General features: G+C 68.2%; 23 protein-coding genes. 13 read left to right on the top strand and 10 right to left on the bottom strand.

Annotated elements, in window-relative coordinates:
- Position 1 precedes the first annotated feature (1 nt).
- The 3 genes from cysG (at position 2) to BMZ25_RS11405 (ending at position 3841) form a co-directional block, all read left to right on the top strand.
- Entirely contained in the window at positions 2–1414 is a 1413-nt protein-coding gene (gene cysG, locus BMZ25_RS11415; protein WP_092693683.1) for a siroheme synthase CysG, read from the top strand.
- 61 nt (positions 1415–1475) lie between these two features.
- Positions 1476–2522, top strand: coding sequence for an N-acetylneuraminate synthase family protein (locus BMZ25_RS11410; RefSeq protein WP_092693681.1), 1047 nt, complete (start codon positions 1476–1478; stop codon positions 2520–2522).
- Entirely contained in the window at positions 2519–3841 is a 1323-nt protein-coding gene (locus BMZ25_RS11405) for a 3-deoxy-D-manno-octulosonic acid transferase (RefSeq protein ID WP_092693679.1), read from the top strand. The genes BMZ25_RS11410 and BMZ25_RS11405 overlap by 4 nt, the downstream gene beginning before the upstream one ends.
- Here the strand turns inward: BMZ25_RS11405 and BMZ25_RS11400 are convergent.
- Positions 3822–4433: a formyltransferase family protein gene (locus BMZ25_RS11400; RefSeq protein ID WP_092693677.1), complete on the bottom strand. Its 612-nt coding sequence runs from the start codon at positions 4431–4433 to the stop codon at positions 3822–3824. The genes BMZ25_RS11405 and BMZ25_RS11400 overlap by 20 nt on opposite strands.
- 31 nt (positions 4434–4464) lie before the next feature.
- On the opposite strand from BMZ25_RS11400, the gene BMZ25_RS11395 reads away from it, so the two are divergent.
- A complete protein-coding gene (locus BMZ25_RS11395) occupies positions 4465–5064 on the top strand; it encodes a YdcF family protein (RefSeq protein WP_143071526.1) in 600 nt (199 codons plus the stop codon).
- Here BMZ25_RS11395 and pseF read toward each other — a convergent pair.
- Genes pseF through pseB form a run of 3 tightly spaced genes read right to left on the bottom strand, consistent with a single transcriptional unit; the run spans position 5037 to position 7845 of the window.
- Positions 5037–5714, bottom strand: a complete 678-nt coding sequence (pseF, locus tag BMZ25_RS20465) for a pseudaminic acid cytidylyltransferase (protein ID WP_143071525.1) — start codon at positions 5712–5714, stop codon at positions 5037–5039. The genes BMZ25_RS11395 and pseF overlap by 28 nt on opposite strands.
- A complete protein-coding gene (gene pseC, locus BMZ25_RS20460; RefSeq protein WP_143071524.1) occupies positions 5711–6853 on the bottom strand; it encodes a UDP-4-amino-4,6-dideoxy-N-acetyl-beta-L-altrosamine transaminase in 1143 nt (380 codons plus the stop codon). The genes pseF and pseC overlap by 4 nt, the downstream gene beginning before the upstream one ends.
- Positions 6853–7845 carry a UDP-N-acetylglucosamine 4,6-dehydratase (inverting) gene (gene pseB / locus BMZ25_RS11385; protein ID WP_092693673.1) on the bottom strand — a complete coding sequence of 331 codons (993 nt, stop codon included), beginning with the start codon at positions 7843–7845 and terminating at the stop codon, positions 6853–6855. Before pseB ends, pseC begins: the two co-directional genes overlap by 1 nt.
- A gap of 76 nt (positions 7846–7921) precedes the next feature.
- Here pseB and BMZ25_RS11380 point away from each other — a divergent pair, with 76 nt between their 5' ends.
- Complete coding sequence (locus BMZ25_RS11380) at positions 7922–8890, top strand: threonine dehydratase (RefSeq protein ID WP_218142534.1); 969 nt, start codon at positions 7922–7924, stop codon at positions 8888–8890.
- 13 nt (positions 8891–8903) lie between these two features.
- On the opposite strand, the gene thpR is transcribed toward BMZ25_RS11380, so the two are convergent.
- The 3 genes from thpR to BMZ25_RS11370 are packed head-to-tail and all read right to left on the bottom strand — an operon-like array spanning position 8904 to position 11076.
- Positions 8904–9446, bottom strand: a complete 543-nt coding sequence (thpR, locus tag BMZ25_RS20875) for an RNA 2',3'-cyclic phosphodiesterase (RefSeq protein WP_177190452.1) — start codon at positions 9444–9446, stop codon at positions 8904–8906.
- On the bottom strand, positions 9443–10558 hold the full coding sequence (locus tag BMZ25_RS20870; RefSeq protein WP_177190451.1) for an acetoin utilization protein AcuC: 1116 nt from the start codon (positions 10556–10558) through the stop codon (positions 9443–9445). Before BMZ25_RS20870 ends, thpR begins: the two co-directional genes overlap by 4 nt.
- Entirely contained in the window at positions 10555–11076 is a 522-nt protein-coding gene (locus BMZ25_RS11370) for a glutathione peroxidase (RefSeq protein WP_092693667.1), read from the bottom strand. The genes BMZ25_RS20870 and BMZ25_RS11370 overlap by 4 nt, the downstream gene beginning before the upstream one ends.
- 162 nt (positions 11077–11238) lie before the next feature.
- Here BMZ25_RS11370 and BMZ25_RS11365 point away from each other — a divergent pair, with 162 nt between their 5' ends.
- The 4 genes from BMZ25_RS11365 to ptsP all read left to right on the top strand — a co-directional run bounded on the left by BMZ25_RS11365 (position 11239) and on the right by ptsP (position 15809).
- Complete coding sequence (locus tag BMZ25_RS11365; protein ID WP_235859850.1) at positions 11239–11718, top strand: NUDIX hydrolase; 480 nt, start codon at positions 11239–11241, stop codon at positions 11716–11718.
- Between the two features lie 76 nt (positions 11719–11794).
- A complete protein-coding gene (locus tag BMZ25_RS11360) occupies positions 11795–12220 on the top strand; it encodes a DUF1178 family protein (RefSeq protein ID WP_092693665.1) in 426 nt (141 codons plus the stop codon).
- Positions 12221–12296: 76 nt separating this feature from the next.
- Positions 12297–13535, top strand: a complete 1239-nt coding sequence (locus BMZ25_RS11355) for an aspartate kinase (protein ID WP_092693663.1) — start codon at positions 12297–12299, stop codon at positions 13533–13535.
- Positions 13536–13556: 21 nt separating this feature from the next.
- A complete protein-coding gene (gene ptsP / locus BMZ25_RS11350) occupies positions 13557–15809 on the top strand; it encodes a phosphoenolpyruvate--protein phosphotransferase (protein WP_092693661.1) in 2253 nt (750 codons plus the stop codon).
- A 13-nt stretch (positions 15810–15822) separates the two neighbouring features.
- Here ptsP and BMZ25_RS11345 read toward each other — a convergent pair whose 3' ends face one another.
- The gene (locus BMZ25_RS11345) at positions 15823–16596 is read right to left on the bottom strand and encodes an EcsC family protein (protein ID WP_092694097.1); all 774 of its coding nucleotides are present in this window, start codon (positions 16594–16596) and stop codon (positions 15823–15825) included.
- 37 nt (positions 16597–16633) lie between these two features.
- Complete coding sequence (locus tag BMZ25_RS11340) at positions 16634–17134, bottom strand: GNAT family N-acetyltransferase (RefSeq protein ID WP_235859849.1); 501 nt, start codon at positions 17132–17134, stop codon at positions 16634–16636.
- An 86-nt stretch (positions 17135–17220) separates the two neighbouring features.
- Here BMZ25_RS11340 and BMZ25_RS11335 point away from each other — a divergent pair, with 86 nt between their 5' ends.
- Both BMZ25_RS11335 and BMZ25_RS11330 read left to right on the top strand, forming a co-directional pair.
- Positions 17221–17826, top strand: a complete 606-nt coding sequence (locus tag BMZ25_RS11335) for a flavin reductase family protein (protein WP_092693656.1) — start codon at positions 17221–17223, stop codon at positions 17824–17826.
- Between the two features lie 71 nt (positions 17827–17897).
- On the top strand, positions 17898–18773 hold the full coding sequence (locus BMZ25_RS11330) for an S-methyl-5'-thioadenosine phosphorylase (RefSeq protein ID WP_092693653.1): 876 nt from the start codon (positions 17898–17900) through the stop codon (positions 18771–18773).
- An 18-nt stretch (positions 18774–18791) separates the two neighbouring features.
- Here the strand turns inward: BMZ25_RS11330 and BMZ25_RS20865 are convergent, their stop codons facing one another.
- Positions 18792–18968, bottom strand: a complete 177-nt coding sequence (locus BMZ25_RS20865) for a hypothetical protein (RefSeq protein WP_177190450.1) — start codon at positions 18966–18968, stop codon at positions 18792–18794.
- 125 nt (positions 18969–19093) lie between these two features.
- Between BMZ25_RS20865 and BMZ25_RS21295 the strand changes: the two genes are divergently transcribed.
- Positions 19094–19216, top strand: a complete 123-nt coding sequence (locus BMZ25_RS21295; protein ID WP_268874212.1) for a hypothetical protein — start codon at positions 19094–19096, stop codon at positions 19214–19216.
- A 68-nt stretch (positions 19217–19284) separates the two neighbouring features.
- Positions 19285–19824, top strand: coding sequence for an adenine phosphoribosyltransferase (locus tag BMZ25_RS11325; protein WP_092693652.1), 540 nt, complete (start codon positions 19285–19287; stop codon positions 19822–19824).
- The last annotated feature ends 37 nt before the right edge of the window (positions 19825–19861 follow it).

The following is a 19861-nucleotide window of genomic DNA, read 5'->3' as shown; positions in this document are numbered from 1 at the left end:
GATGCGAAGCTTTCCGATGTTCTTCAGGACGAGCGGCCGCCGCGTGGTCATCGCGGGCGGCGGCGAGCAGGCTGCGCAAAAGGCCCGCCTGATCCTCAAGACCGACGCGCGGCTCGTTCTGCTCGCTGCCGCGCTGGAGCCCGAGCTTGCCGGCCTCGTCGCCGACGGCAGGGCCGAGCACCGGACGGGCGCGATCACGCCGGACAGCTTCGCGGACGCCGCGCTGGTCTTCATCGCGACAGGCTCTCCGGTGGCGGACGTGGCGCTGCACGCGCTTGCGAAACGCGCGGGCGCCACGGTGAACGTCGTGGACCGGCCCGCGCTGTGCGACGTGACGACGCCGTCGATCGTCGACCGCGACCCGGTCGTCGTCGCCATCGGGACCGAAGGCACCGCGCCGGTCCTCGGGCGGTCGATCAAGACGCAGGTTGAGCAGATGCTCGACCCGCGCCTGGGCAGCTTCGCCGCGCTTGCGGGCCGGCTGCGCGACGCCGTGGCCGAGCGTGTGCCCGAGGCGCGGCGCCGCGCCTTCTGGCGGTGGGCGCTGACCGAAACCCCCTGGCGCACCTTCCGCCGCGGCGGTGAGCGCGAGGCAGCGCGCCTGATGAAGCAGGCGATCGCCGATGGCGGCCCCGACGAGGGCGGGCAGGGCCAGATCGCGCTCGTCGGCGCGGGTCCGGGCGCGCGCGACCTGCTGACCCTGCGCGCGGTCGAGCGGCTGCAGGAGGCGGACGTGGTGTTCTACGACCGGCTCGTCGATCCCGCGGCGCTGGAGCTTGCGCGCCGCGACGCCGAGCGGGTCCATGTCGGCAAGACGGTCGGCGCCCATGCCTGGCCGCAGGAACGGATCAGCGCCCTGATCGTGGCCGAGGCGCGCAAGGGGCGCCGCGTGGTGCGCCTGAAATCGGGCGATCCGTCGATCTTCGGGCGCGCGACCGAAGAATTGGAGGCCGCCCGCGCCGCAGGACTGCCCTGCGAGATCGTCCCCGGCGTCACCGCGGCCAGCGCCGCGGCCGCCGCTACGGGGGACAGCCTCACACGCCGGGGCGAGACCGACACGCTGGTCCTTGCCACCGGCACCTGCCGCGCGGGCGACCGACGGCCGGACTGGGCCCATCACATCCGGCCCGGCACGACGCTGGTGTTCTACATGGCCGTGCGGACGGCGGGCGACATCCGCGACGAGCTGCTGCGGGCCGGACTTGGCCCGGACGCCCCCGTTACCGTCGCGGCCGAGGTCTCGCAGGCCGGCGAGCGGATCGTCGAGACGTCTCTCGCCGGCCTCGACCGCGCCCTGCGCGACAGCGGCATTACCGGCAGCGCGGTGATCCGGGTGACCTGCCCCAAGACCGCCGCGCTGGCCCCCGGCCAGCCCATGTCGCGCGCACCGCTGGCGGCGGTCGCCGCGCCCTAAGCCTTTTGCGCTCGCCGCGATCCGGTGGCATGACGGGATTCTGCATCCAAGGAACCCGCCCATGTCGCTCATGCTCGAAGGCAAACCGCTCGGCCCCGACGAAAAGACCCTGCTGATCGCCGAGGTCAGCGCAAACCACGACGGCGATCTCGATCGCGCGCTGCATCTCGTCGACATCGCGGCGGATGCCGGGTGGGACTGCCTGAAGCTGCAGACCTACAACGCCGACAGCCTGACGATGCGTTCGGACCATCCTTCGATGGACGTGCAGAAATCCTGGGGGCGGCCGACGCTCTACGATCTCTACGAGTGGGCGCACATGCCGATGGAGTTCCACCGCCCGCTCTTCGACAAGGCGCGCGAGCGGGGGCTTCTGCCCTTCACCTCGATCTACGACCCGCGCGACCTGGACTTCATCGAGGACCTGGGCTGCGCCGTCTACAAGATCGCCTCGTTCGAGATGACCTTCGACGACCTGCTGCGCGCGGTCGGCACCACCGGCAAACCGGTGATCCTGTCCACCGGCATGGCGACGATGGACGAGATCGAGCACGCGCTCGAGGTTCTGGACAAGGCCGGCTCGGGCCCGGTGGTCCTGCTGCACTGCTGTTCCAGCTATCCCGCCCCGTTCGAGCAGATCAACCTGCGCGCCATGGCGTTGATCGGCGAGCGCTTCGGGCGGATGGTCGGGTTCTCGGACCACACGATCGGGTCGCGCGGGCCGCTGGCCGCGGCCGCGATCGGCGCGGTGGCGGTCGAAAAGCACTTTACCGACGACCCGACGCGCGACGGCCCGGACCACAAGTTCTCGGCCACGCCGGACGTGATGCGCGAGATCGCGCAGGGCGTCGAAGAGATCCACACCCTGCGCGGCTCGCCCGAGAAGCACACGACCGAGAACGAGGTCGGATCGAAGGCCTGGGGCCGACGCTCGGCATTCGCGCTGCACGATCTGCCCGCCGGGCACGTCGTAGCGGAAGAGGATTTCCGGTTCATCCGCCCCTCTGCCGGTATCCCGCCCACGGACAAGGCCGCGCTGGTGGGCGCGCGCCTGTCGACTGCAGTCCGGCAAGGGCACCCGATCCGCTACGAAGACCTCGACAGGTGAGCCTCGACCTGACGCTGCCGCCGCCGCCCTCGCGGCGGCTGCGCGTTGCGCATTGGATCTATCAGGCGGTGCTGCATCTGCTGCTGCCCGCGATCCTGGCATTTCTAATGTGGCGTTCCCGGCGCGAACCGCTTTATCGCAAGAATCTTCACCACCGCTTCGGCTTTGGACCGGTCGGTGCGTGTGGGAGCATCTGGATTCACGCGGCGTCCCTCGGCGAGGTCCGGGCCGTTGCGCCGCTGATCTCGGAACTGCTGCGTGACGGATACTCGATCTGCCTCACCTCGTCCTCACCGGCCGGCCTGTCCGAGGGACGCCGTCTGTTCACCGACGAGGCAGTGACGCATCGCTATGCTCCGGCGGACATGTTCTGGGCCCTTCGGCTGTTCCTGAGACGCTTGCGGCCCGCCGCCGGCCTGATCGTCGAGTCTGAAGTGTGGGCGGGCCAGCTGATCGTCGCGCGGGCCGTCGGGGTGCCGATGCTGCAGGTGAACGGCAACTTGCTCGACCGGACGATCGAACGGGATTCCCGGCGCTTCGGGGGTGTACGGCTGGAGTTGTTTTCCCAGTTCACTGCAATTCTCACGAAATCCGAAACCCATTTCTCACGCTACCTGCGCGTCGGCGTAGCACCGGAGCGCATTGCGCTGACCGGTGAACTGAAGTTCGATCAACCGATGGACGCATGCCAACGCGCCGCGGCGCAGGCCACGCGGACGCGCTGGTCACCGGAGCGTCCGGTCCTTCTTCTGGCGTCGACCGTTACCGGAGAGGAAGAAGACCTCGTGCCGCTTGTGCGCCGGGCACTGGAGGTCGCTCAGGTCGTCTGGGTGCCACGCTCCCCGCAGCGGTTCGACGCCGTGGCCCGGCGCCTTTCCGAAGCCGGACTGCCGGTCTCGCGGCGCAGCGCTGCGCTTGGGGCGGACCTCTCCGGCGTGCCGACAACGCAGGTCCTGTTGGGCGATTCTCTCGGCGAGATGGCCTATTACTACGAGCTATCCGACCTGGTCTTTGTCGGAGCGAGCCTGGTGGATCATGGCGGTCACAACATCGTCGAGCCCCTGTCGCTCGGCAAACCCGTGGTGATGGGGCCATCCATCTTCGGGATCACGTTTCCGGCCATCGAGGCCCTGGAAGCCGGGGCGCTCACATGCACGCCGGATGCGCACGGTCTCGAAATCCTCGGCCTCGATCTGTTGAAAGACCGTGAGAAGCTGGCGGCGTATTCGTCTCGGGCAAACGACTTCGCGACCCGACATACGGGCGCTGCGAAGCGTTCGGCGTCGCTCGTGATGGAGCTTATCGCGCAGCGGCGCTGAAATCCCTCCAGCGTCGTCGCAGCGTCGGGATCGGAACATCGAACCCCTCGTGGCCCAGCAGGGCATCTCGATATGATGCAAGCTCCGCCGACCTGTGAGACGAGCCGCCCTCTTCCTGCGGCCACGGGGCGATGCGGCCTTGTGCAATGGCCGAAACGTTGTCCAGAAACACCTCCCGCACGACGTTCTGCAACTTCTCGTAGCTCGATGCGAGTGTCTCTTCGGCCTCGTCGAATTCGACGCGCCGTTGCGCAAAGATCGGCCCCCGATCCAATCCGGGCGTCAGGCGGTGAATCGTGACCCCTTTCGGCGTGTCCTCCAGAAACGACCAGATGTTCGGATCGGCGCCCCGGTTCCATGGCAGGAGACTGATGTGCAGATTGACGATCTCGCCCGACACTGCCGCGATCGTCGCGCGGTCCACGATATGGCGATACCCGTAACTGACGATCAATTGAGAGGGTTTCGCCGCCTTTTCGGGGCCAAGCTTGTCACCGCTCAGTTCCACGTCCCAGTCCCGCGCCCGCAACTGATCTGCCAGAACGCCGCCGTCGGCCGAATTGGACAACACGAGTAGAAATGGATAGGCCAAACTTCATCCTTGCCTCTAGAGGGACACGAGCGTGACGACCGACCTCGAAAGAGCCTCCGTCGCTGTACTGGTTCTGGCAAACCTAATGGATGCCGATCTTCGCCTGAATGATCAATCTCGTGCAAGGCTGGACAGAGCCGTCTCGCTCTGGCGGGACACGCCGGACGCCGTCTTCGTGACCTCGGGCTGGGCCTATCGCACCGACAGCAAGACCCCGATCAGCGCGGTGATGGCAGCCGAGGCAGTGAAGCTTGGTGTGAACGGGGAGCGGATTCTTCAGAACCGACGCGCCCGCGACACGGTTGGCGACGCGGTATTCTTCGGAACCGATATTCTGGCGCGGCTTCCCGCGCTACGGCAGGTCATCGTCGTAACATCGGAATACCACGGCCCCCGCACGGACGAGATCTTCCGGACCGTCCTGCCGACGGACCTGGACGTCACGACGCGCGTCGCGGCCTCGCCCGGCAATGACGCGTATCTCGACTCGGAAGAGGCCAGCATTGCTGCGTTCAGGCGCAGTTTCGAAGGCGTGCCGGCCCACGATCCGTCTGCTTTCCTGGAGCGGCTCTTGAGCGCGCATCCCTTCTACAACGGCGAAATCTACGCTCCGGAAGCCACGAGCGCCTGAAACATCGCCTCGGCGCGGCGCCAGTCCTCTTCGGTGTCGATGTCCTGCACCCGCCAGCGCGGCAGCCGGATCGGCATCGTCCTGGAGCCGAAGAGCGGGGTGCCTTCCGTCCAGGCTGTGACGCGGCCCCAGTAGAACTGGCCCGCATCGTGCCACGCCTCCTCCAGGTCCTGGCTGCGGGTGTTCAGGTGCTCGGGATGCATCATCTCGAGCCGGTCCTCCCCGGTGATCCGCACCGCCCGCTGGATCGGGAAGGGAAAGCTCGTCACCGGCACGGCAAAGGCCGCGCGGTCCAGCATCGGCAGACCCGCCCGGATGTCGGCGGCGCGGACGAAGGGCGCCGTCGCGTAGAGGCAGCAGACCGCGTCGTGGCCCTGCCCCGCCTGCTCGATCCCGTGGCGCACCACGGCGGCCGTCGTGGCATGGTCGTCGGCCAGTTCCGCGGGGCGGTGCAGCACCTCGGCGTCCTCGGCCCGCGCCACCTCGGCGATGCCGGGATCGTCGGTCGAGACGACGAGGCGGTCGAACACGCCGGCCTCGCGCGCCGCCGCGATCGACCAGGCGATCATCGGGCGCCCGGCGAAGGTGCGGACGTTCTTGCGCGGGATGCGCTTCGAGCCGCCCCGCGCCGGGATCAGGCAAAGCGTCACAGCATCTCTCGCAGCCGGGCGACGACCTCGTCCTGCTGGTCCTCGGTCATCGTTCCGAACACCGGGATCGAGATGGCGCGGGAGTAATAGGTTTCGGACTCGGGGAAGTCGCCGGGGCGAAAGCCCTGCGCCTGCCAGTAGGGCTGCGTGTGAACCGGGATGTAGTGGACATTGACGCCGATCCCGGAGGCCCGCAGGTGATCGAAGACCTCCCGCCGCCGTTCGGCGGCGACGCGGATGACGTAGAGGTGCCAGCTCGACCCCGCGTCGGGCAGCCGACCCGGCCGGTCGAGCGGCAGCTCGCCCAGCACGTCGTCGTAGCGATCCGCGAGCGCGGCCCGGTGGTCGACATACGAGGCGAGCCGTCCCATCTGGCTGACGCCGAGCGCGGCCTGCATCTCGGTCATGCGGTAGTTCAGCCCAAGCTCGAGCATCTGGTAGTACCATCCGCCCTCGCTTTCGGTCGTCATCAGGTCGGCGTCGCGCGTCACCCCGTGCGAGCGCAGGCGATCCATCCGCGCGGCCAGCTCGGGATCGTTGGTCACCGCCGCGCCGCCCTCGGCCGTGGTGACGATCTTGACGGGATGAAAGCTGAACACGGTGATGTCCGAATGGGGACACGCGCCCACCGGCTTGTCCTTGTAGCTGCCGCCGATGGCGTGGCTCGCATCCTCGACCACGCGGATGCCATAGCGCCGGGCGAGCGTGCCGATCGCCTCCATGTCGGCGGATTGCCCACACATGTGGACCGGCATCAGAACCTTCGGCAGCGTGCCGTCGCGCTCGGCCGTCTCGAGCTTGGCCGCCAGTTTGGCGGGGTCCATGTTGAACGTGTCGGCGTCGATGTCGACGAAATCCACGTCCGCCCCGCACAATCGCCCGACATTTGCCGAGGCAACGAAGGTATTGGGCGACGTCCACAGCCGGTCGCCGGGCCCCAGGTCGAGCGCGAGGCAGGCGATGTGCAGCGCCGACGTGGCCGAGTTCACCGCCACCGCGTGCGCCGCACCAGTCGCCGCCGTCAGCGCCGCCTCGAACCGGGGGACCGCGGGCCCCTGGGTCAGGTAGTCCGACCGCAGCACCTCGGAGACGGCGTCGATGTCGTCCTGCGTGATGTCCTGGCGGCCATAGGGGATCATCAGACGCCCTCGATCATCTTCAGGAAGTCCTCGTCGGACAGCCATTCCTCGTTCGTGCCGCTCTCGTAGGCGAAACCCTGCGTCACCGGCCGGCCCTCTTCGCCCAAAAGGTTGTGCGCGAAGTCGCTGGCATGGGCGAACTGGATCGTCGGCTTGATGACGTAATGGTCGTGGAACTCGAGCGTGAGGTGGCTGTCGTCGGCCGGGCACATGATCTCGTGCAGCTTTTCGCCGGGACGGATGCCGACGATCTCCTGGTCGAGATCCGGCGCCATCGCGCGAGCGAGGTCCGTCATCCGCATCGAGGGAATCTTGGGCACGAAGATCTCGCCGCCCTGCATCCGGCGGAAATTGGTCAGGACGAACTGCACGCCCTGGTCGAGCGTGATCATGAACCGCGTCATGTCGGGATGGGTGATCGGCAGCGTCGTGGCGCCCTCGGCGATCTTGCGGCGGAAGAACGGCACGATCGACCCGCGCGAGCCGACGACGTTGCCATAGCGCACCACGGCAAAGCGCGTCGGCCGGGGACCGACCATGTTGTTCGCCGCGACGAACAGCTTGTCCGAGGCGAGCTTGGTCGCGCCGTAGAGGTTCACCGGGTTCGCCGCCTTGTCCGTCGACAGGGCGATCACCTTTTCGACGCCGGCGGCGATCGCCGCCTGGATCACGTTCTGCGCGCCGTGGATGTTGGTCTTGACGGCCTCGAACGGATTGTACTCGGCCGCGGGGACCTGTTTCAGGGCGGCGGCATGGATCACGAAGTCGACCCCGTCCATCGCCTGCTTCAGCCGGTCCGCGTCGCGCACGTCGCCGATGAAATAGCGCATCTGCGGCGCGTCGTAGACCTGGGCCATCTCGAACTGCTTGAGCTCGTCGCGGGAGAACACGATCACCTTGTTCGGCGTGTAGTCGCGCAGGATATGCTCGACATACTTCTTGCCGAAGCTGCCGGTGCCGCCGGTGATCAGGATATTCTTGCCGTTGAACATGCGCGCTCCGCTCGTCAGTGTCAGGCCCGTTGGTTAAAGACTCCGCGCGGCGGATGCCATGACAAATGGAGAAGCGATGTTCACCGCAGACGAGTTGCAGGCCGCCGCCGGGCTGGTGCACCGCCAGATGGCCCCGACCCCGCAATATGCCTGGCCGCAGCTGTGCCAGCGGCTCGGATGCGAGGTCGTCGTCAAGCACGAGAACCACGGCCCCACCGGCGCCTTCAAGGTGCGCGGCGGGATCACCTTCATCGACTGGCTCCGCCGCACCCATCCCGAGGCGCCGGGCGTCATCACCGCCACCCGCGGCAACCATGGGCAGAGCCAGGCGCGCGCGGCGCGGGCCGCCGGCCTGCGGGCGGTGGTCTATGTGCCGCACGGCAACTCGGTCGAGAAGAACGCCGCGATGCGCGCCTTCGGCGCGGAACTGGTCGAGCATGGCGACGATTTCGACGCCGCACGGGAAGAGGCCTTCCGCGTGGCCGAGGCCGAAGGGCTGTTCATCGTGCCGCCCTTTCACCGCGAGCTGGTCCGGGGCGTGGCGACCTACGCGCTGGAGCTGTTCACCGCCCGCCCCGACCTCGACACCGTCTACGTGCCGATCGGCTGCGGCTCGGGCATCTGCGGCGTCATCGCGGCGCGCGATGCGCTGGGTCTGTCGACCGAGGTCGTCGGCGTGGTGAGCGAGGGCGCGCAGACCGCGAAACTGTCGGCCGAGGCCGACCGGCTCGTCGCCACCGACAGCGCCCGTACCTTCGCCGACGGAATGGCCGTTCGGGTGCCGGTTCAGGAGGCGCTCGACATCTACGGACCCGGCACCGCGCGGATCGTCACCGTGAGCGACGCCGAGGTGGCCGAGGCGATCCGGGTCTATTACCGCGACATCCACAATCTGGCCGAGGGCGCCGGCGCCGCCGCCCTCGCCGCGCTGATGCAGGAGCGCGAGCGTCAGCGTGGCCGCAAGGCTGGCGTGATCCTGTGCGGCGGCAACATCGACACCGCGTGGTTCCTGACCGTGATGCAGGGTGGTGTGCCAGAGGTCTGAACCGCTCAAGCGTTCAGCCGTTCAGCGGATACAGCTCGAGCGGCTCGTAGTCGGGGCCGGCGCTGCCCAGGTGCGACTCCATCACCCGAAAGTCGCGCACCGTCTCGGGCCCGGCGGAAAAGTCCGACAGGTCCGCCAACGCCGTCTCGAGCCGCATCAGGTCGGGGCCGCGCGGGCTTTCGCGCGACAGGGTGACATGGGGCACGAAGCGGCGTCCCTCGGGTGCCAGCCCCGCCTTGCGCATCGCGCCCTGCACCTTGTCGTGCAGGTCCACCAGCGGCGGCGCGGGATCGACGCCGGCATGGATCACGCGCGGCTTCTCACCGCCGAACAAAGCCGGCGGGGTCAGGGTCAGCCCGAAGGGCGCGCTGCGGATCGTCAGCAGCGCATCGTGCAGGTCGTCCAGCTGCATGTCGGTCACGTCGCCCAGGAAGGCCAGCGTGACGTGATAGTTCTCGGGCGGGACACGACGCTTGAGCGGCAGCATCTGCGACAGGGTCACGAGCCGGCCGATCAGGGGCTCGGGGATCGGCAGGGCGACGAACGCGCGGGTCATCGGGCCTCCAGCAAGCGCAGGCGTGTGTCGATCTCGTCCCGGATCTCGCCCGGACGCGGGGTGTCGCGCAAGGTCGTGAACCAGTGCTCCGGCGGGTTCCGCCCGCGGGAATGACCGCGCCATTCGAGCCCGCGCAGCACGCGCTCGGCCGCCGGCGGCAGGCGGTCGGGGATCTCCAGCCCGTTCAGCACCGCCCATATGCCGGTCCAGAGCCGGCCCACGGACCACGGGTTGTAGCCCCCGCCTCCGAGCACGAGGTAGCGCGGCGCGAGGGGACCCAGCGCGGCGACGATCTGCCAATGGGCGTTGTTCGACAGCGCCAGACGCGACAGGGGGTCCTCCTCGGCGGCATCGGCGCCGCATTGCAGGACCACCGCGTCCGGCCGGAACGCCGCCACCCGGGGCAGGATCAGCCGGTCGCGCACGGCGGCCATCTCGGAATCGTTGAAACCGCGCGGGACCGGCAGGTTGAAGACCCGCCCGCCGCCCGCGTCCTCCAGCGCTCCGGTGAACGGCCAGCGCCGCTCTTCGTGGACCGAGATCAGCAGCGTGTCAGGATCGTCTCCGAACGCGTATTCCACGCCGTCGCAATGATGCGCGTCGATGTCGACATAGGCGACCCGCCGGGCACCGTTGGCGCGCAGCGACAGCATCGCGAGCACCGCGTCGTTGAGATAGCAGAAGCCGTTGGCCCGATCCGGCATGCCGTGATGCGTCCCGCCGCCGGGCGAGTGCACGACACCGCCATGCCGCAACAGCTCTCCGGCGAGGAACGACGCGCCCGCCGCGGTCGCGGGCCGGCGGAACACCTCGGGATAGACCGGGTTCGCCGCGGTGCCGAGGTTGTAGCGCGCACGCACCGTGTCCGACACCGCCTGCTCGGTTTCCGCCCGTTGCAGCGCGTCGATGTAGTCGGGGTCGTGCCAGACGGTCAGCGCCGCCGGCTTGGCGCGGGGGCTGGTCAGGTACTGCCCCGGCGCCAGCCAGTTCAGCGCGCGGAGCATGTCGATCACCGTCGGCACGCGCGGCACGCGCAGCGGATGCATCCCGCCATAGCTGGAATTGCGGTAGATCTCCGAGCCGATGAAGCGCGGCGCCGGGGTGTCGGTCATTCCGAAAGCAGCGCCTCGATGCGCGAGATGACCGGCGCCGACAGCGGCCGCGTGGCCGAGCCGAAGGTCGCGGCCAGCTCTCCGTCCGGCCCCAGCAGCACCTTGTTGAAGTTCCAGCGCGGGGTAAAGCCGTGCGCCTCGGCCAGCCAGCGGTAGAACGGATGCGCGTCCGCACCCCGAACACGGGTGATCTCGGTCATCGGCAGGTCCAGCCCGTAGGTCAGCTCGCAGAACTCCTTGACCTCGGCCTCGCTGCCCAGCTCCTGCCGAAAATCGTCGGACGGCACCGCCAGGACGACCAGCCCCCGGTCGCGGTAGCGATCGTAGAGCGCCTGCAGCCCCTCGTATTGCGGCGTGAAGGCACAGAGGGAGGCCGTGTTGGTGACGAGGACCGGTGCGCCCTGCCACGCCGAGAGGTCGTGGGTGCCGCCCTCGAGCGCGGCAAAGCGGAACGGCTCCTTCGCCATCGCGGGAAGAGCCAGCGCCAGCGCGGCGATGCAGGCAAGCAACAGTCGCATCGGAAAACCCCGGTTCGGACAATGCGCTGCGAAATATATCACCCCTGCGCCCGGTCAATCGAACAACCCCGCGATTGCATGACGCAGGTGGCACGCTAGGCTCCGTATGGTGTCGGGATGTCCGTCGCCCATGTCGCGAGTCCTGCAAAGGTGGTGCCGCCTATGTCCATGAACCGCGCCGCACAGCAGCCGCTCCGTGTCCCCTCGGCCCGCAAGCGGGACATGCGCACCCAGTTCGGCGCGATCTGCTGGCGGATGAAGAAGGGCAAATTGCAGGTCCTTCTTGTGACGACGCGGACCACCCGGCGCTGGACCCCGCCAAAGGGCTGGCCGATCGACGGGCTGACCCCCGCCGGCAGCGCCGCGCGCGAGGCCTACGAAGAGGCCGGCGTCAGCGGATCGATCTCGGAGACGTGCCTGGGAATCTACAGCTACACCAAGGAGCTCGCGGGCGACGACCTGCCCTGCGTGGTCGCGCTGTTTCCGCTGAAGGTCGAACGGAAGATGTCGATGTGGCCGGAAAAGCCGGAACGCCGGCGGCGCTGGATGTCGCCCAAGAAGGCCGCGTCGAGGGTCCGCGAACCCGAACTCGCGCGGCTTCTGCGCAATTTCGACCCCGGCGTCGCGCGGCTCAAGAGGTGACGCGAAATCCGGGGCTTATTGAATTGTCGACCTTTATGACACATCTATGTGGCACGGAATCAATAGCGGTCGCCCGATGATCCACTACACGCTGAAATGCCCTGACGCCCACGTCTTCGAGAGCTGGTTCCAGTCGGCGGCGGCCTTCGACTCGCTGCAGGCCGCCGGGCACGTGACCTGCCCGGAATGTGGCGCGGACAGGGTCGAGAAGGCGATGATGGCGCCGCGGATCGGACAGGGCCGCGACGCGCGGCCGCAGGAGGGCCCGTCCGAGACGTCCCCGGCGAAGGAGCATCCGCTGGCCGCGCTCAAGCGCAAGATCGAGTCGAACTCGGACTATGTCGGCCAGAGCTTCGTGTCCGAGGCCCGCGCCATGCACGAGGGCACCGCGCCGAAGCGGTCGATCTACGGCGAAGCGCGGCTCGACGAGGCGCGCAAGCTGGCCGAGGACGGCGTACCGGTGGCGCCCCTGCCCTTCGTTCCAACGCGAAAGTCGAACTGAACCGGCGACGCGCGGATCTTGCGGCGCGTCCGGCAGGCCCGTATGAACCGAGCGGGCCGCGGGCAAGGGACGCAGCATGCCGATACTGGTTATGAAATTCGGCGGTACGTCGGTGGCGACGCTCGACCGTATCCGCCGCGCCGCAAAGCGCGTCGGACGCGAGGTCGCGGCGGGCTACGACGTGATCGTCATCGTGTCGGCGATGTCCGGCAAGACGAACGAGCTGGTGGGCTGGGTCAACGAGACCTCGCCGTTCTACGACGCGCGCGAATACGACGCCGTCGTCTCGTCGGGCGAGCAGGTCACCGCGGGGCTGATGGCCCTGACCCTGCAGGAGATGGAGATCCCCGCCCGCTCGTGGCAGGGCTGGCAGGTGCCGCTCAAGACCTCCAGCGCCCACGGCGCGGCGCGGATCGAGGAGATCCCGACCGACAACGTGATGGGCCGGTTCGAGGCCGGGATGCGCGTGGCGGTCGTCGCCGGCTTTCAGGGGATCAGCCCGGAGGGCCGGATCACCACGCTCGGCCGCGGCGGCAGCGACACCACCGCCGTCGCCTTTGCCGCCGCCTTCGGGGCCGAGCGCTGCGACATCTACACCGACGTCGACGGCGTCTACACCACCGATCCCAGGATCAGCCCCAAGGCGCGCAAGCTCGACCGGATCTCCTTCGAGGAGATGCTGGAGCTCGCCAGTCTCGGGGCGAAGGTCCTGCAGACCCGCTCGGTCGAACTCGCGATGCGCTACAACGTGCGACTCAGGGTATTGTCGAGCTTCGAGGACAACAACGCGGAAGCGGGCACGCTGGTCTGTGCCGAGGAGGACATCGTGGAAAGCAAAGTGGTCGCCGGCGTCGCCTATTCCCGCGACGAGGCCAAGATGACGCTGATTTCGGTCGCGGACCGTCCCGGCATCGCCGCGGCGATCTTCGGGCCTCTCTCCGAGGCGGGGGTCAACGTCGACATGATCGTGCAGAACATCTCGGAGGAGGGCCGCACCGACCTGACCTTCTCGTGCCCGGTCGACCAGGTGGCCCGCGCCCAGAAGGCGCTCCAGCAGGCCAAGGAGACGGGCGACGTCAACTTCCACGATCTCGTGGCCGATACCGAGGTCGCCAAGGTCTCGGTCGTGGGGATCGGCATGCGCAGCCACGCCGGCGTCGCGGCGAAGATGTTCAAGTCGCTCAAGGACGAAAACGTCAACATAAAGGTCATCACCACGTCCGAGATCAAGATTTCGGTGCTGATCGACCGGAAATACATGGAACTCGCCGTGCAGGCCCTGCATGATGCCTTCGAATTGGAGAAGGCCGCCTGACCGGCCCCCGCGAGAGGGACGATGGCAGACAGCACCGAGAGCGAAAGCCGCAAGCTTCTCGGCCGCCTTCGCGCGGCCCTTGCGGAGGAAAGCGCCGGACAGGCGCGGCTGGACCATATCGTCCAGATCATCGCAGACTCGATGCGCACCGAGGTCTGCTCGATCTACCTGTTCCGTGACACCGAGACACTGGAGCTCTGCGCGACCCAGGGCCTGAAGATCGAGGCCGTCCATCAGACCCGTATGCGCGTGGGCGAGGGCCTTGTGGGCCGCATCGCCCGCGAGGGGCGGCCGATCAACGCGCCCGACGCGCCCAAGACGCGCGGCTTCCGCTACATGCCCGAGACGGGCGAAGAGATATACTCCGCGCTGCTGGGCGTGCCGATCCAGCGGCTGGGCGAACGCCTCGGCGTCCTCGTCGTGCAATCCAAGGAACAGCGCCACTATACCGAGGACGAGGTCTACGCGCTTGAAGTCGTGGCGATGGTGCTGGCCGAGATGACCGAACTCGGCGCCTTCGTCGGCGAAGGTGCGGCGCTGTCGAAGCGTCATCAGAACCCGGTCCTGTTCCGCGGGACCACCGCGCAGGAAGGCGTGGCCGAGGGGCGGGTCTGGCTGCACGAGCCGCGCGTCGTCGTCACCAACCCCATCGCCGACGACCCCGAGCGCGAAACCGAGCGGCTTCATTCGGCGGTCAACACCCTGCGCGTGTCCGTCGACGACCTGCTGCGCGCCGCCGACAACGGCGACAAGGAACAGCGCGAGGTGCTCGAGACCTATCGCATGTTCGCCAATTCCCGGTCCTGGCTGGGCCGGATGGAAGAGGACATCTCGCGCGGGCTGTCCGCCGAGGCGGCGGTCGAGAAAGAGCAATCCTCGGCCCGAGCCCGCCTGCGCAGCGTGCCGGACGCCTATTTCCGCGAGCGCCTTCACGATCTCGACGACCTGTCGAACCGCCTGCTGCGGATCCTGACCGGCCAGGGCAGCGAGACCGGGTCCGAGATGCCCGACGACCCGATCCTGGTGGCGCGCTCCATCGGGCCCGGCGAGCTTCTGGAATACGGCCGCTCGCTGCGCGGCATCGTGCTGGAACAGGGATCGGTCGGCAGCCACGCGGCGATCGTCGCGCGGGCGTTGGCGATCCCGCTGGTGATCCATTGCGACCGCGTCACGACCGAGGCGCTGACCGGCGACCATATCCTCGTCGACGGCGACCAGGGGGTCGCCCACCTGCGCCCCGAGGACAACGTCGCCCGCGCCTTCCGCGAGAAGATCGCGATGCGGGCCAAGGCGCAGGAGCGGTATTCCGACCTGCGCGACCAGCCCGCCACGTCGAAATGCGGCACCACCACCCGGCTACTGATGAATGCCGGCCTGATGGCCGACCTGCCCTCGCTCGAAGGATCGGGGGCCGAGGGCGTGGGCCTGTTCCGCACCGAACTGCAGTTCCTCATCCGCTCGAAGGTGCCGCGCCGGGGCGAACTCGCGGCGCTCTACGCGCGCGTGATGCAGGCCGCCAAGGGCCGGCCGGTGGTGTTCCGGACGCTCGACATCGGGTCGGACAAGGTGCTGCCCTACATGAAGCCGCAGGACGAGCCCAACCCGGCCCTCGGCTGGCGGGCGATCCGGGTCGGGCTCGACAAGCCGGGCGTCATGCGGATGCAGTTGCAGGCGCTGATCCGCGCCACGAACGGCGGCCCGCTGGCGGTGATGTTCCCGTTCATCGCGCAGTTCGACGAATTCCGCGCGGCCCGGCAACACATGCTCGACGAGCTCGAGCGCGAGGACAAGCTGGGCCACGTCCTGCCCGAGAAGGTCGAGATCGGCGCGATGCTCGAAACGCCGAGCCTTGCCTTCGCGCCGCGCCAGTTCTTCGAGATGGCGGATTTCATCTCGATCGGCGGCAACGACCTCAAGCAGTTCTTCTTCGCCGCCGACCGCGAGAACGAGCGCGTGCGCAAGCGCTATGACACGCTCAACGTCTCGTTCCTGACGCTGATCGAGCATATCGTCGCCCGCTGCGAAGAGACGGGCACGCCGGTCAGCTTCTGCGGCGAGGATGCCGGCCGCCCCATCGAGGCGATGTGCTTTGCGGCGATGGGGCTCAAGACGCTGTCGATGCGCCCCTCGTCGATCGGACCGGTCAAGAACCTGCTGCGTCGGGTCGACCTGAAGGAGGTCAAGACGGTCATCGACGAGGCCCGCGCCAGCGGCGCGCAATCGGTGCGAACCGAACTGATCGACTGGCTCGGGCGGTCGGGCTGGTCGGTCTGAGCCTGCCGCGCCCTCAGCGCACCATGCGCGGCGGATCGACCAGCAGCCGGAACTCGTCCAGCACCGTCTCGACCGGAAGGCCGCTGTCGCGGGCCAGCGCGCGCAGGCCGAAATAGACCCGCGCCATGTCCTGATAATAGCTGGTGAAGGCATAGTTCGTGGCCGCCCCGGCCGCGGCGCCGATCACCGGCACCGTCTGCGCGGCCAGCTTCTGGCCCAGCACCGTCGCCAGCCGCGGTGCGACGCGGGCGATGAGGCCGTGCACCGTGGCGCCCGTCAGGGTGATCCGCGTCGACAGGAAGGCCATGTCGGTGCCGTCGTCGCGGGCCAGCGGGCCGGCGGCGGCAAAGACCTGAAGGCACTGCATGCGCACCTTCTCATCCGCGGGGTCGAAGCCTTCTTCGGCCGCGATGCCCTGGATCGCGCGCAGCAGCACGGTCGTCGTGACCGGCAACTCGCCAAGCGCGGTGGGCAGCCCCCCGACCCCGCCGATGGCGCCCATTCCGGTCGTCAGCGCGGTGTTGAGCCAGTCGCGCTGGTCCCGCACGCGCCCGCGGGAATAGAGCGCCGCATCCGACGCGATTTCGAGCGCCCGGCGCGTGGCACTGTCGAGCTGGGTGCGCACCTGGGTCGGCAGGCGCTGCAGCAGGCCCTCGGCATGGCCGCCGATCATCGACAGGACCTGCATGCCGATGCCGTCCGCACTGCGGAACCGGCGGGCGAGTTGCTCCAGCGCGGCGCGGGTCTGCTGGTCGATCTCGGGGGTGGTGTCGAAGGTCTCGCTCATGCCCACAAAGATGGGCGCGCGGGGGCCGCACGGCAAGTCACGCGTCCCAACGTGTCACCCGTCCCCGCAATTCCTTGCCGTCCTCGAAAAGGTTGAGGCCCAGCACGCGTTCAGGGTTGGTCGGTGGCGGCATCTCGACCGAGGCGAGACGCGAGAAGCCGAAGCGGCCGTAATAGGGCGCGTCGCCGACGAGCAGGACATGCCGCCACCCGGCCCGCCTGGCCCGCGCGACGCCTTCGCGGATCACGAGCCCGCCGAGCCCCTCGCCCTGACGCGTCGGATGAACCGCGACCGGTCCCAGCAACAGTGCCGGGGTCTCTCCGACGCGGACGGGCCAGAACCGGATCGCGGCGCCCACGCCGTCGCCTTCGTCCCGCGCGACGAGGCACAGCTCGGCGACGGGGTCGATGTCGTCGCGCAGGCGGTAGGACGACAGCGCCTCGCGCCCCGGCGCGAAACACAGGTCAAAGAGGTTCTCGACCTCCCACCAATCCTCGGGGGTCTCCTGCTCCAGCCGGATCACGCGCCTCAACTCCACCCGGGCCGCCTGCCCGCCTGACTTGGACTTGCCCCTAGCATGCGTCTAGACAGGCGGCAAACCACCCGCCATCAAGGATGCTCCGCATGTTCTACCGCCCCGAAGACGGCCACGGCCTGCCGCACAATCCGTTCAACGCCGTGGTGACGCCGCGCCCGATCGGATGGGTCTCGACCCGAGGCGCGGACGGGTCCGAGAACCTCGCGCCCTACTCGTTCTTCAACGCCGTGGCCTATGTGCCGCCGCAGGTGATGTTCGCCTCGACCTCGGCCAAGCCGGACCGAGGCGATACCAAGGACAGCATGGCGAACGTGCGCGACACCGGGCATTTCTGCATAAACATCGTCGAGTACGCGATGATGGACGTGATGAACACGTCCTCCGGCCCCTGGGACCGCGATGTCGACGAGTTCGAGAAGGCCGGGATCGAGCGCGAGGACTGCGCTACGATCCCCTGCTCACGCGTGGCGCGCGCGCCCGCCAACCTGGAATGCCAGCTCACCCAGATCGTGCGACTTCCGGGCGAGGCGAACTTCGTCGCCTTCGGCGAGGTCACCGGCGTCCACCTGCGCGACGATTGCCTTGTCGACGGCATCTTCGACATCACCCGCTACCAGCCGCTCTCGCGCCTCGGCTACCAGGATTACACGCGGGTGACCGACGTGTTCAGCCTCAAGCGGCCCGGCCAGTAGGACCCCGGACCGATTGCATTCCCGCCCGGCCATGGGCATCCAGAGACCGCAACGGCAACAGGAGCGCGGCGATGACGGACACGATGATCGGTGTGATCGGCGGATCGGGCGTCTACCAGATCGACGGTCTCGAGGACGCGCGCTGGAGGGCCGTGGAAAGCCCCTGGGGCGCGCCCTCGGACGAGATCCTGACCGGGACGCTGGACGGCGTGCGCATGGCGTTCCTGCCCCGTCACGGCCGCGGGCATCCGCACAGCCCCACAAGCGTGCCCTACCGGGCCAACATCGACGCGCTGAAGCGGCTGGGCGTGACGGACGTGATCAGCGTGTCGGCCTGCGGATCATTCCGCGAAGAGATGGCGCCAGGCGATTTCGTGGTGATCGACCAGTTCATCGACCGCACCGTCCAGCGCGAGAAGTCGTTCTTCGGGGAAGGCTGCGTCGCCCATGTCAGCGTCGCCCATCCCACCTGCCCGCGCCTCGGGGCCGCGTGCCTCACCGCGGCGCGCGAAGCGGGCGTCCGCGTGCACGAGGGTGGCACCTACCTGGCGATGGAGGGGCCGCAATTCTCGTCGGTGGCCGAGTCCCGGATGTACCGTGCCTGGGGCTGCGACGTGATCGGCATGACCAACATGCCCGAGGCCAAGCTCGCCCGCGAAGCCGAGCTCTGCTATGCCAGCGTGGCGATGATCACCGACTACGACAGCTGGCACGAGGGCCACGACACGGTGGACATCAACGACATCGTCCGCACCCTGACCGGAAACGCCGACAAGGCGCGCGACCTGGTGCGCCGCCTGCCGAACCTTCTCGGGTCCGAGCGGGCGCTGTGCCCCCACGGCTGCGACCGCGCGCTGGAATACGCCCTGCTGACCGCGCCCGAAAAGCGCGATCCTGCGCTGACCGCCAAGCTCGACGCGGTGGCCGGGCGGGTTCTCGGCGCCTGACGCGGGTCAGGCGGAACCCTACTCTTTTCCGTTTCGTTTCAGATACTCACGGATGAACGCGCGGATTTCGCGCGCCGCCGTGGTGTCGAGATCCTTGCACAGCTCGACGAAGGCATCGCGGTCGGTCTTGTCCAGGCGCAGGATCAGCTGGCTGTCCTTCTTGGCCGACTTCTTCTTATCGGTCTTCTTGGTCATGTGCCCGCACGCTCGATACACCTTCCGGCGGTCGGAGACTTGACGAAATGCATATCGTTTGTATATACATTCCGCTTACCGCCGGGGACGGTATGACGAAGCAATGAAAAAAAGGGAACGAAAAAATGAACGTTCAAATTGCCAGAGCTTCTCTCGTCAGGGACCGCATGGACTGGAACCGCCCGCATCTGGGGTGGCTGTCCAACAAGCTCTACCGCCTGCGCCGCGAGGTCTTTCCGCGTCGCTGAGCCCTTGCACCGGGGCCGGGCATGGCCGATGACGGGCTGGTACTCCGACCCGACAGAGGCCATCGCCCATGACCCCGCGCAAGACCGTCAAGGACTACATCCGCACCATCGCCGACTTCCCCCACGAGGGGATCATGTTCCGGGACGTGACGACTCTGTTCGCCGATCCCCGGGGCTTTCGCATGTGCGTCGACCAGATGCTGCACCCGTATGCGGGCACGCGGATCGACAAGGTCGTCGGGCTCGAGGCGCGCGGGTTCATCCTTGGCGGTGCGATCGCGCACCAGCTCGGCACCGGCTTCGTCCCGGTGCGCAAGAAGGGCAAGCTGCCCGGATCGGTCATCTCGCAGGGCTATCAGCTGGAATACGGCGAGGCGATCGTCGAGGTGCATGACGACGCCATCCAGAAGGGCGAGACGGTGCTGATCGTCGACGACCTCCTGGCCACCGGCGGCACCGCCGAGGCCGGGATCGGCCTGATGCAGCGCCTCGGCGCCGACATCGTCGGCTGCGCGTTCATCATCGACTTGCCCGAGCTGGGCGGCCGCCGCAAGATCGAGGCGCTCGGCATGGATGTCCACGTGCTCTGTGAGTTCTCCGGCGCCTGATCGGGCGGGAACCCAGCACCGCCTCCCCCGGTTTTCC

Source organism: Tranquillimonas rosea, assembly GCF_900111315.1.
Lineage (GTDB): Bacteria > Pseudomonadota > Alphaproteobacteria > Rhodobacterales > Rhodobacteraceae > Tranquillimonas > Tranquillimonas rosea.
The sequence above is the reverse complement of the archived record's forward strand: the minus strand, read 5'-3'. Positions and strand labels throughout refer to the sequence as shown.